Genomic DNA, 11,738 nt, shown 5'->3' with positions numbered 1-11,738 from the left:
GCGCCTTGAGAGCAAATAGCCTCAACTGCGTGCCGTTTTGCTTATCGGAGGGAAGACAGATATGAAATTGGATTACCGTGAAGTTGGGTTACGTCAGCGTACTTTTAACTGGTCAACCCCATCGGAATTAGATTACCAAGAGTCGATGTGGGTGCAGCTGCTGGAGCTTCCGAGTAGTTTCAGCTATGATGAGGCACTGCTACTGTGTCAGAAGTCTGAGGATGAATGGGTAGCTTGGATTCCCGATCATGGTGAAGCTGTACTGCATACCAGTCAGTTTTGCAAAGCTTGTTAGCATTTGAGAGCGATCGCATCCCCTAAACCCTGTTAAACTCTACACTCAACAGGTTGCGCGATCGCTCTCCCACCCAAACCGACCAAAAGACGCTCAGTTAGTTATTAGAATTCTCCCTAAAATCGCTTTCCTTTTCTGGGAAAGAATCCTCTACCCTTGGCAAGTTATCATTTTTGAGAATAGGTGAGTTCAAAAGCCGCCGCCTGTTCAAAATTTCGATTTCTCTTTCCAGCTTCTCCCGTCCTTGCCTAAAAAACTCTTGCGAACTTGAAGGAATTAAGTCGCGATTGAATTGTTGTGCTTGTGCAGGAGATATCGAGTTGAACTCTGGGTTAGCAGCCGCAGGAGTTTGCCCGCCAAATAAGGAAACGGACGTAATTAACAAAGCACAAGTCCCGGTAATATGGGCAAATAGCGGTTTCAAAATAGTTTTCATTTGATATGAAAAGAATTAAGTAATCTATAGCAGTCCTAAGCAAGTGAAATATTTGTTTGTAGCACAAGCGTCATGCCTGCGACAGATAAGGACTGCTATATATAAATCTTTGCTCTTACGCCAGCAAAGAACATCATTCTTTTGGGTCAACCAATCAGGCGACGCCCATTTGCTTGATATTTGCAACTTTCTCACCTGTTTAGCAGTATTAATCTGAACCTACTGTAGCGTGGGCAATACCCGCCAATTAACGAATGGTGGGTTACTGGGGATTTCGCAAGGCAAGCTGCTAGAGTAAGCGTAAATATAGCAGCAAAATCAAAAAATGGTATAAAAAGCCTTTCAGAGCTAAAATCCTGCTATTGGGTTCCTCCAACCAGAAAGAAGTAATGACCCAAACTAACCAGAAAGCAGAGTGTCAAGAAAGCCTTTTAACAGATGTTGACCCATCTACGACAAACACCTTTGAATTTACCATTGTTGGGCAACTTACTGCCGTTGAAAAAGGGCTGTGCCTTGTGTGTCGAGATTCCACAACGATAAGCATTAGTAAACCTAAAGAAGAATACCCCTCAGGGGAGATGTTATGGCAGGTAATTCCTAGCACAGATTCCACAGGCACAATATCAAATTTGAGTATAGTTGATGTCAAGCCAACTCCCACAGAAGACGCGATCGCAGACGTTTGTCAGATTGTGGGACGGGTGGTGCAACTTGGGAAGCGTCATCAGTGCGTACAGTTCAAGGTAAAGCGTACCGACGAAAAAACCCTAAAGCTTACTTTACTCAGCCCAGACTCCCAGATGAAAGTGGGTCAGATGTGGTCTTGTACTGCTGTGCGCGTGGGATGCGCCCTCCACGTTAGGGAAGGAATGCAGTTGGAGGAAACAACAGAAACAACGGATAATCAACCATTATCGAAGGAGTGCGATCGCAACTCAACACCAGAATCCGCATCATCCCTTCCTTTATCCCCTGAACCCCAAGCCCCTACCCACCTAGCAACTGCGGCGCTAGAACAACTATCCACTGAACCAGATAACTGGTTACTTTCAACCCCAACTCGTCGCCGAGTAGGGTGGGAGTGGGAAGCAACAAATAGCTTGACTGGTCAACGAGCAAGAATTCACGTAGGCGGACGGTCATCAAAGGCTAAAATCTATCATTACCCCCCGCCTGCGTCTGATTTACCAGTCGCAACAGACGCTACACACCTCGTAGTTCGACCGTTGGGGGCAGCTTTGGGAATCGGGGCTTCTTGCTTCCAAGTCGAAATAGGCCCTTACGAAATTGTATTGGATTGTGGCACTCGTCCCAAAGGATACGACCCGCTCCCAGCGCTGAATTACCTAAAAAACCCCGACTTACTTCTCATTTCCCACGCCCATCAAGACCACATCGGCGCTGTACCAGTCTTTCACAGCAGATTTTCTGGTGTGCGGATGATTTGCACTCCAGGTACTAGAGAAATTGCTCACATCATGTTGCAAGATTGCCTGAAGGTGCAGCAATTAAATGAGGATAGTCCGGCGTTATTCGATAAAGCTGACTTAACTAGCACTTTGTTCCGCCTGGAAACCCAACCCATCGGCACAGACTTTGAACCTTTACCAGGACTAAAGGTGAGGTTTATCAATGCTGGTCACATTGTTGGGGCAGCCTGCATCTATCTCAGGTATGGAGAGCGGAGTCTGCTGTATACGGGCGACTATAACACCAGCAGTTCCCGAACGACGGAAGGATTGCGTTTGGCAGACTTGCCCCAAGCGGATATATTAATTACCGAGTCAACCTATGGCGGTGATACGCATCCTGCTAGAAAGAATCAAGAGACAGCTTTGATTAGCGCGATCGCATCCGTTGTTCAAGCAGGCGGTAACGTTCTGATTCCCGCCTTCGCTCTTGGACGCGCGCAGGAAATCTTACTGGCAATTCGCACCTCTGAATTATTTCACAAACTCTCTATCCCTGTCTACGTGGATGGATTGGTGCGGGCGGTGACAGATGTGTTTCGGGACAATCTAGAATTACTGCCTTTGAAGGTGCAGAATTTCGCATCGCAGAAGCAGGAACCATTCTTTGATGAAAAGTCCCAGCCACCTATTATCCCGATAGCTTCGCCCAGAGAAAGACCACTTGCGATCGCTAAACCCAGTGTAATTGTCGCCAGTTCCGGAATGCTCACCGGAGGGCCATCAGTTTACTATGCAACACTTCTATTAGAAAGAGAAAATGCCGCCGTCTTTATTTCCGGCTACACTGACGAAGAATCACCCGGTAGAATGTTGCAAAACCTGCAAACAGGCGACACCATCGAATTAGACGGGAAAGAAATTACCGTCAGAGCGCAAGTCAAGCGGTTTAACCTCAGCGCCCACGCCGACAAAGTAGGATTAACACAAGTAATTCACCGCGTCAATCCCAAACACCTGATTTTGATTCACGGTTCTCGCGACGCTTTGCACGAGCTAGCGCGTTCCGGAGAACTGCAAAAGAAACACTACATCCACATCCCCGCAGTTGGAGAAGCAGTTGAATTTGGATCTGTACCTGCCCATATTTCTCGATCTCGCGTCGCCCAAATTTCCCTACCACAAGAGTTTGAGGTAAACGTTGAAGCCGAAGTTGATGGTGCTTGGTTGCGTATCCCCGCCTCAGTAGTAGAATCTGACCCACGTTGGCAAATGTTATCCGCCAAAGGCATACTCAGAGCCAAGTGGGACGGTATTAATCTAAAGTTGAGTCCCTTAAACGAGCAGCATTTCGCAATAGAAACGGCGCAAGTTTCCGGAGTTAAATGTTGTGCGATGTGTCAGCACTTTAACAATAAAAAAAGTCAATGCCAATGTGCTGATAGTCCCCTCTCAGGATTAGTCGTCGATCCGGCAGGACATTGCCTAGAATACGCTTCCTTAGAAGACACTACTACATATCCTCGCTCCCAGGCTGAGCCTGAGAGCGCACTCTGGGAGACTCAGCCGCCCCCAACAGATGAGGCTGAGCTTCATGATTGGCATTTCCAGTCTCTGACTGGGGACGAGAGAGACGCCTTTTTCGGAGATTTCGATGACTTAGAGGATTTTATGGAAGGTGACGACTCGATTAATTACCCTGAGTAGTGCTGGGTGAGGTTCCTCAAACGCCACGCCCATCAACGGGAGAAACCCCGCACGGGGTGGCTCCCCAGCCTACAAAATTTCTCTTGTTTTCCTCCGCACTCTGAAGAGATGCGGTTTCCAACATTCGAGATACCTTTCATGATTGCATGATTGCCTTTTTTCAATCTCCCTGCGGATACTCATCCCATAAACTTGTCGTCTGACGCAGACTCAAATGCTCTCCATGTCCCAAAATCAAATGATCCAGCAGGGGAATACTTAAATATTGCGCTCCTATCAACAACTGGCGTGTCAGATTAATATCTTCTTCACTTGGTTCAACACTCCCAGATGGATGATTGTGGGCTATGATTAGCCGCGTTGCACCCTGACGAAGCACCTCCCGGAAAATTTCGCGGGGAGGAGCCAAAGTTTCAGTCGCCGTGCCAATAGTAATGACTTGAGTGCCAATCAAGCGATTTTTGACATCCAACAGCACCACTGCAAATCGCTCTTGCACCTGCCACATCAAATCGTGACTTAGCGCTGCTGCTGCTGCTGCTGGAGAATCAATAGTAGTGCGATCGCCTGGACGAGATTGAAACGCCCGTTTTCCCAACTCAACCGCCGCCAGAATTGTCGCTGCCTTTGCAATACCCACACCAGGAATCTTCATCAACTCCTGAACGCTAATATCCCGCAGCACTTCTAAAGGTTCGCGTTGGTGTTGACTTAATTCCTGCAATATGTATTGCCCAAGCCCAACAGCTGACAGTTTACCATGTCCCTGACCCGTGCCTAACAGAATTGCAATTAGTTCAGCTGTAGCGAGATTTTTGGCTCCCTGAGCCATTAATCGTTCGCGGGGTCGCTCACTCAGGGGTATATCTGCAATTCTGAGGCAATAAGTCATAAATGCACTGGGAAAGACTATATTTAGTTTTCCCAAATAGCACCAAATTTAAGAATCCCAATTCTTAAATTTTTAACTTTGAATTACCGGCTGGTGAATATCAGCAGCCTTGAGCATATGATAGGCTACGAGTAACTGCGTCAGAGCCAAGGGGTAACTCTGAAGCGTTTCCCCAGTTGTCCCAATAAGCTTACCAATATCGGGGTTTCCTTCCCGGCTACAGAAAGGCATTAAGGTTGGTACTGTGCTGCATAGAACTCGTTCTACCTGCACAACCTGTTCGCTAGTAGCATGACCGTCAACTTCAAGCACATCAACTGGCTTGCTCATATCCCGGTCTAGTTCAAGACGGATTGGCGATTGAGAATTGTCACTCCCTGGACTCAAAATATGGGTCATGTCTGGATGTGGAATAGTCGGTCTAAGTACCAAACGCACATTCAGATGGGAATTTACTTCTTTTGCATCATCCTGAGGCGGGTAGAAAGTTACTATCATATCTGCCCACTGACGCTGAGGACGGATAAACTCTTCTGAGTCGGATTCTCGTTTTTGCAGTTGTTCGAGAACCTGTTCTCTTGTGTACCCGCGCTTCATGGTATCGCGCTTGATTTTCCACTCGTATCGCAGTTCTTCCGGCGGTGCGAGATACACTTTCACATCGTAGCAATCACGCGCTACGCGAGTGGAATAACCGAGCAATCCTTCAACAATCACATACTTACTTGGTTTGATATACTCTGGCGGATCGAAGGCTCCTGTGTGGTGATTATAAATTGGTTTAAGTATGGGTTGTCCGTTTTGTAGCAGGGACAGGTGCTGTTCCATGATATCCACGTAGTTGCAGTCTGGGTGCAACGCCGAGATTCCTAATTCAGCACGTTGTTTCCTGTCGTAGCGGTGATAATCATCAGTACAGATGACTGTGACATCCTCTTCACCCAAGACTTGAGCAATTCCCTTCGTCAGCGTTGTTTTACCAGCGGCGCTGTCGCCGACTATGCCAAGAATAATTGGACGATGGGTCATAATTCCTCCAGGTCAAGAGCAAATCCAGAATGGTTTAATTTTAGGGAGGAATGGGGCGCAACTCAAGATTGTTAAATGTTGTGTTAATTTTGGGTAAATTTCTGTATCTAGGTATCCAATTTACCAAGTAGTGCAGTGCCATCTGCGGCGACGTATATCAGCAGTACCAAGAAATTGGCTTTTCAATGAAATTAATAACTTACCAATTATGGACATGAATTTGAGGCATCACCTCAGAGAGGTAGTTATTCAAAACAATCCTAACTGAAGCTAATTCATGCGGCGGACAATGGGTTAGAATGGTGTGTCAATACCAGTTCAACAGCAGACAGGGCATAACCCAAAAGTTCTGTTTGAACATTACGCAGGTTACTTACAGAGCAGACCTAAGCTGCCAGAGATGTTATAACCCTGTGTACCAATCCGCGTACCAGTGTGAGATAACAGGTTTCAACCGCCTAAAAGTGGTACGTTGGATTATGCTTTTTTCCTAAAATAAATGGGCGGTACTGGATTTGAACCAGTGGCCACCTGCTTGTAAGGCAGGCGCTCTACCGCTGAGCTAACCGCCCAATTTCACACAATAAAATCAATAATAGCAGATGTTTTCTGAAAAGTGTATAGTTTGCAGAAAGAAGAAATTTACACCTGATGCCTTCTGGTGCAACGCACGATCGCATAACTCTATGGTGCTTGCCAATGGTGGCAGGCGCGACGATGGGGTTGACTCGCAGTAGCGATCTGACTTTAATCGTTTCGGGGGGATTTTTATTCAGCGGGCTGATGTTTAGCCCAGACTTGGATCTCAACTCGCGTCCTTATAAGCGTTGGGGCTGGTTGCGATGGATCTGGATACCTTACCAGAAAAGTCTGCGCCATCGCTCTGTTTTTTCGCATGGGCTAATTATTGGGACGACGTTGCGATCGCTTTATCTATTATTCTGGCTCTTGCTGTTCTTGTTACTGATAAAGGTTATTGTGCAGTTAGTCTGGGGCGGGGAGTGGAATTGGCAAGTGGTGGCGAATGTGGTTTTGCAATTGTCTCAATACCCTTCTGAATGGATGGCACTTTTTGCAGGTTTGGAATTGGGTGCGATGAGTCACTCATTCAGCGATTGGGGTGGTTCTGCTTATAAGCGGTTGCAAAAGGGTGGTGTGGGTGCTTTGATGCCTAAGCGAGTTAAGCGTAAGCAAAGAGGGAAGAAAGGAACCGCAAAGACGCAAAGGACAAGGAAGGTAAGATAGAAAAGAGTTAATAGCCATTAGCCATTAGCCGATATTTATGTCTAATTCTTCTGAATCTGCATTGTCTGCACTGCAACAGCTGATTGAGGTAGTTGCAAAGTTGCGATCGCCTCAGGGTGGTTGTCCGTGGGATTTGGCACAAACTCCCGAAACGCTGACTCCTTACGTGATTGAGGAAGCTTATGAGGTAGTGGATGCAATTCGTAGTGGTGAGAAGGATGCGATCGCAGAAGAACTGGGAGATTTACTTTTACAGGTAGTGCTGCAAGCTCAAATTGCTAGCGAATCCGGTCAATTTAGCTTAACTGAGGTGGCTGCTGGTATCACCGAAAAGTTGATTCGCCGTCATCCTCATGTCTTTGGAGATGTTGAAGTCAAAAGTGTGGAGGAAGTTCACGAGAATTGGCAGCAAATTAAGGCAGCTGAAAAAGGCGAAACCGCTGAAGAAACCCAGTTACTGACTCACAAACTGGATCGCTATTCTCGCACACTCCCGCCGCTGATGGCTGCGATGAAAATATCCCAAAAAGCGGCGGCGGCTGGGTTTGAATGGGAGAATGTGGAAGGAGTTTGGGCGAAGTTCAAAGAAGAGTTGGCAGAATTTGACGAAGCATTGCAACAGGAAGATGAAGCTCATCAGCAGGCGGAACTAGGAGATTTACTTTTTACTGTAATTAATCTCGCCCGTTGGTATAAATTAGACCCGTCAGAAGCTTTACAGGGAACAAATAAGCGATTTATCGGGCGGCTAAAAAAAATGGACGCGATCGCAGACCGTCCTCTCTCAGATTACACTTTGGATGAGTTAGACAATCTTTGGCAACAAGCAAAAGCTGACCTAGCTAAGCAAAACCAAGAGAGTTTTTAATGTTGATATATTAATTTAAAACTTATAACTTTTAAGCTGCTAGTTGTGAGTTGTGAACAAGGATGCGATACAATCCATCTTCCAGCCAGCACTCATCTTCTTCTGTCAACACTAGCCTTGCTTGTCGCCAGATCCCAGCTAACTCTGAGTCTGTGTACTGCGAAATCAGTTCATTTGATAGCTGCTCCAAAGCTATTGCATTTTTAGCGATCGCTACTGATGCCAGTCTCCAGACTAACCATTCATTCTCTGATACCGCGCTCATTTTCTTTAACCACTTCCTGATTGTATCTCCTAACTTAAGGGTGATTCGATTCTCAGGTCTTCCGTAAAAATGCTGAATGTGTGTATCTTCATATACTCTTTAAATTAAAGCCATACTTGGATAAATTTGTGATGAAATTTTTTGTAAAAAAGTGGCTTTTCTGGCTCTATTCGCTGCCAAAACAAAGGGGCGATGAGCGCTCCTTGCCCCTTTACCAGTCTTAAACGTGTGGGAGTGGGAAAAGTTAAAAGATTTAGAACAGTGACGGAAATACAAAACCCAAAGCGATCGCTCCCACACCTAGAGTCAGTGTCCAGAAACGGTGGTAGCTGTTTACACTCCAGCCTCTGTTAGTATCCATCACAATCAAATCTACCCAAGCAGCCATCCCGCGCCGAAACCAGCCAACAACAGTAACTTGCGATCCAATTTTGTTCTCAGCTTGAGTTCAACAAAACAAGAAGTTACCAGCCAGACCAAAGCGCGAAGCGTAGTCCAGGTGATGACTAAATTGCCTGTTGACAACTCCTTGTTTAAGGACATCCCATCCGGGTTCGAGTGACATATTGAATCTCCCTAAAGAAGGAGCAGTGGTAGATGAATAAATACTCACTATCTACACCGCTCGTCACTTTCATTTCGCAAGAGGTTGACATTTCATCCCCCAAAAGGTAGAGAAATTAAATAGCTATGAGCAACCTAATTTTAGATTTTGCGGGGGCAGGAGCTTTGCAAAATCTAAAACTGGCGCAGTGCAGCCATTTATATCAAAGCCTAGAGGTCTTCTGCGATGCAGACAGGTAAAATCAGCAAGCATGGAAGTTAGCCAGCGAACAGAGAAATCCGGGAGTAATGAACTATGAAATTCGTGTCCGACCCACCGATATCAGTCAAAATCCGCAAAATGAAGGAGCGGGTGCGGTGGCTGGAACCGAGTCTTGTGGAGCGGGGAATCGATCAAACCCGGATGGTTTTAGATGATGGCGGCTCTGAGAGTCCAGAGTTTTCATTTTTAGTTGTGGGTGATAGTGGTTCTGGTGCCTATCGGGGAGAAAACCCTCAACGACAAGTTGCAGAACTAATGCTGCCGCACCGCGAAGAGAGTCGTTTCGTCTTGCACACGGGGGATGTGATTTATCTGGTTGGCTCCAGCGAATACTACCTGAAAAACTTCATTTCTCCCTACCGAGAATTTTTGGTGGGGGGCGAACAACCAGAGCGCATTACTTATGACCAGATGGTTTTCAATACGCCGTTTCTTCCCGTACCAGGGAACCACGATTACTATGACGTGCCGATTATCTACGGTCTGATAGCACACGCGGCTCTGCCACTGCGCCGCCTGTTGAAGTCGAAGTTAGATGGCGGCTTCGACATTGGCTGGCATGGTTCGGGACAAGGCAATGCCTATGCACGGGCGTTTCTTGACTACCTGAAGGCGTTTGACCCCAAGGGAGAATTGGAACATCATCTAGACAGTCATTACACCGCCAAAACCGAAACAGGTCGCTGTCTTCGTTATCAACCGGGACGTTTTACCCGCTTACCTAACCGCTATTACACCTTCCGTAGCGGCGGGATTGATTTCTTTGCACTTGACTCAAATACTTTTAACGCGCCATCACCACTTCCAGCCACAAAAGAGGGGGACGCTTACCGCCGGGAACTGGAAAAGCGTCGGGATGACCTGGAGCGGCAAAAGCTGCAAATTATTGAAACTTCATCTGAACTTGACTCTAACCAACCTGACGATGCGGAACAGCTTGATGACAATCGTACCAAGTTAGAGCAAATCGACGAGCTTCTGCTCGACATTGAGAAACAACTAGCAGCCGACGAAACAACTGTCATTGACCTGGAACAACTCAACTGGCTGCGACAAAAGCTAATTGAATCTTGGAATACAGCCCAGGTGCGCGGACGTGTGATTTATTTTCACCATCCTCCCTATGTCACGGAAGCGACAAAGTGGCACCAAGCACAAACTTTAGCGATTCGCTACCGACTCCGCGAGGTGCTGGATGCGGTGGCTAATGCAGTTGGCAAGCAGGCGGCGGGGCATCCACTGGTCGATCTAATTCTCAGCGGTCATGCTCACTGCTTGGAATATATCCGTACTGGCGATACTGGACACGCAGATTCTAACCTGAACTGGATCGTGTGTGGTGGCAGCGGTTACAGCCTCCGCCGCCAACGCTCCGAAGGGCCGGAATTGACAGAAACTTTTCGGAATAGTCAGAGCGATCGCACCCGCTTGATAGCGAAATCATTGCTTTTTGTCGGGCGCAATGGTCAAGGTTTCTACATGCGACGACCGTACTCGTTTTTGCGGATCGATGTCCAAGACGGTCGCCCCCCCAAGTTCAAAATTCGACCGTTTATCGCTGAGAAATATAGAAAACAGTGGAACAGTAGCGAACTTGAACCGTTTACAATTTAACTTTTGGCTTTGATCTCAGATAGGAGTTTGCAATTGGGTGTACTACATTCTGACCTCTCGCCACCTCCTCTGCGTTACCCGCATCTGACACACTCAGTTTATTAATCCAAGCCATCAGCAGAGGCTACTGGCAAGGCTACCGGAGGATTTGGGTCGTCTTTTCGCTTGTAGCTAGGCATATCTGCTGCTGGCACAATAACTTTAAGCGCGTGCTTGATGCTTTTGAGGGTGACGGGCAATTCTCCCAACGGATGACCGTCGATGTGGACTGGTAACTTCGCCTTTGATGTTAGTCTTACCTCTGCAACTTGGTAAGTTTCGATTTTAGAACTGCGATGATATTGTCCCTTGCTAATTGACCAGAAGTGACGAATCAGTTCCCATTTACTAAAGTCTCGGAAGACGCTCACCGTCAGCAAACCATCATCCATAATGGCATCTGGAGCTACAGTAAAACCAGTACCGTAATAAGGGCCGTTGGCGATCGCTACCAGCAAAGCTTCTATCCGAAACTTACTTCGGTTGCGTCCTAGTCGCCGCAGCAAAAATCGCCGCCGAGAGGCAGGTTGAAGGATAGCCTCAGATATTGGACGGTCAAACTGGATATTTAGCCGTTGCGGTTTATAGCCAATTGCCAGTTGAGCAGCTTGGAGCATCCGACCCCAACGCCCACCTTTGATTTCTTCACCTAATGGAAACAGGGCTGCGTCCAGTCCCACACCAGCCGCCTCAAAGAAGTAATTTTCATTGTTGGCTTGACCTACATCAATGCTTTTAATTTCACCGTGCGCCAACACAGCGCAAGCTTCGGCGACATCAGTTGGCAGGTTGAGGCTGCGGGCGATGTTATTATAGGTGCCTATGGGGATAATGCCGAGCGGAATTGGTGCGTGGATTAAGCCTTTGGCAACTTCGCTTACAGTTCCATCGCCACCACCGACAACAACCATGTCGTAGCCTTCTTCTACTGCTCGTTGTCCAAGCAAGGAAGGTGACTCTGAAGCAGTAGTAAATGCGAGGTCAGCTCGAATATCTTGGGCTTCCATCCCCGCGATGATTTCGGGCAACTTCATCGGATTGGGCTGAGTATCGCCCGAAATCGGGTTCATGATCAGGCGAGCGCGCTTCATGTAAAGGTTGTTGCAGAGT

General features: G+C 47.2%; 11 protein-coding genes and 1 tRNA gene. 5 read left to right on the top strand and 7 right to left on the bottom strand.

Translation table 11 applies throughout. From position 1 onward, the window contains the following. The first annotated feature begins 61 nt into the window (after positions 1-61). Complete coding sequence (locus H6F74_RS15900) at positions 62-295, top strand: hypothetical protein (protein WP_190442773.1); 234 nt, start codon at positions 62-64, stop codon at positions 293-295. A 97-nt stretch (positions 296-392) separates the two neighbouring features. Here H6F74_RS15900 and H6F74_RS15895 read toward each other — a convergent pair whose 3' ends face one another. Next, a complete protein-coding gene (locus H6F74_RS15895; protein WP_190442771.1) occupies positions 393-731 on the bottom strand; it encodes a hypothetical protein in 339 nt (112 codons plus the stop codon). Between the two features lie 389 nt (positions 732-1,120). On the opposite strand from H6F74_RS15895, the gene H6F74_RS15890 reads away from it, so the two are divergent. Further along, on the top strand, positions 1,121-3,850 hold the full coding sequence (locus H6F74_RS15890; RefSeq protein ID WP_190442770.1) for an MBL fold metallo-hydrolase: 2,730 nt from the start codon (positions 1,121-1,123) through the stop codon (positions 3,848-3,850). Between the two features lie 160 nt (positions 3,851-4,010). Here H6F74_RS15890 and radC read toward each other — a convergent pair whose 3' ends face one another. From radC to H6F74_RS15875, 3 genes are all read right to left on the bottom strand, one after another. Then, positions 4,011-4,742 (bottom strand): DNA repair protein RadC, encoded by a 732-nt coding sequence (gene radC, locus H6F74_RS15885; RefSeq protein ID WP_190442768.1) that lies wholly within the window; start codon positions 4,740-4,742, stop codon positions 4,011-4,013. Between the two features lie 72 nt (positions 4,743-4,814). Beyond that, positions 4,815-5,771 carry a phosphoribulokinase gene (locus H6F74_RS15880; RefSeq protein ID WP_190442766.1) on the bottom strand — a complete coding sequence of 319 codons (957 nt, stop codon included), beginning with the start codon at positions 5,769-5,771 and terminating at the stop codon, positions 4,815-4,817. A gap of 500 nt (positions 5,772-6,271) precedes the next feature. Further along, positions 6,272-6,343 (bottom strand) — tRNA-Val (locus H6F74_RS15875). A gap of 79 nt (positions 6,344-6,422) precedes the next feature. Here H6F74_RS15875 and H6F74_RS15870 point away from each other — a divergent pair. Further along, positions 6,423-7,016 carry a metal-binding protein gene (locus tag H6F74_RS15870; protein ID WP_190442764.1) on the top strand — a complete coding sequence of 198 codons (594 nt, stop codon included), beginning with the start codon at positions 6,423-6,425 and terminating at the stop codon, positions 7,014-7,016. A 37-nt stretch (positions 7,017-7,053) separates the two neighbouring features. Further along, on the top strand, positions 7,054-7,884 hold the full coding sequence (gene mazG, locus H6F74_RS15865) for a nucleoside triphosphate pyrophosphohydrolase (RefSeq protein ID WP_190442762.1): 831 nt from the start codon (positions 7,054-7,056) through the stop codon (positions 7,882-7,884). Between the two features lie 31 nt (positions 7,885-7,915). Here mazG and H6F74_RS15860 read toward each other — a convergent pair whose 3' ends face one another. Continuing rightward, positions 7,916-8,149, bottom strand: coding sequence for a hypothetical protein (locus H6F74_RS15860; protein ID WP_190442760.1), 234 nt, complete (start codon positions 8,147-8,149; stop codon positions 7,916-7,918). Between the two features lie 253 nt (positions 8,150-8,402). Further along, positions 8,403-8,537: a hypothetical protein gene (locus H6F74_RS30575; protein WP_277875805.1), complete on the bottom strand. Its 135-nt coding sequence runs from the start codon at positions 8,535-8,537 to the stop codon at positions 8,403-8,405. 471 nt (positions 8,538-9,008) lie between these two features. Between H6F74_RS30575 and H6F74_RS15855 the strand changes: the two genes are divergently transcribed. Beyond that, entirely contained in the window at positions 9,009-10,589 is a 1,581-nt protein-coding gene (locus H6F74_RS15855; RefSeq protein WP_190442758.1) for a metallophosphoesterase, read from the top strand. A 101-nt stretch (positions 10,590-10,690) separates the two neighbouring features. Here H6F74_RS15855 and H6F74_RS15850 read toward each other — a convergent pair whose 3' ends face one another. Further along, positions 10,691-11,719 (bottom strand): diacylglycerol kinase family protein, encoded by a 1,029-nt coding sequence (locus tag H6F74_RS15850; protein WP_199301284.1) that lies wholly within the window; start codon positions 11,717-11,719, stop codon positions 10,691-10,693. Between the last annotated feature and the right edge of the window lie 19 nt (positions 11,720-11,738).

The sequence above is a fragment of the Trichocoleus sp. FACHB-90 genome, assembly GCF_014695505.1.
Taxonomy (GTDB): Bacteria; Cyanobacteriota; Cyanobacteriia; order Cyanobacteriales; family FACHB-T130; genus Funiculus; species Funiculus sociatus.
Note: the sequence above shows the minus strand (reverse complement) of the source record. Positions and strands in the feature narration are given on the sequence as shown.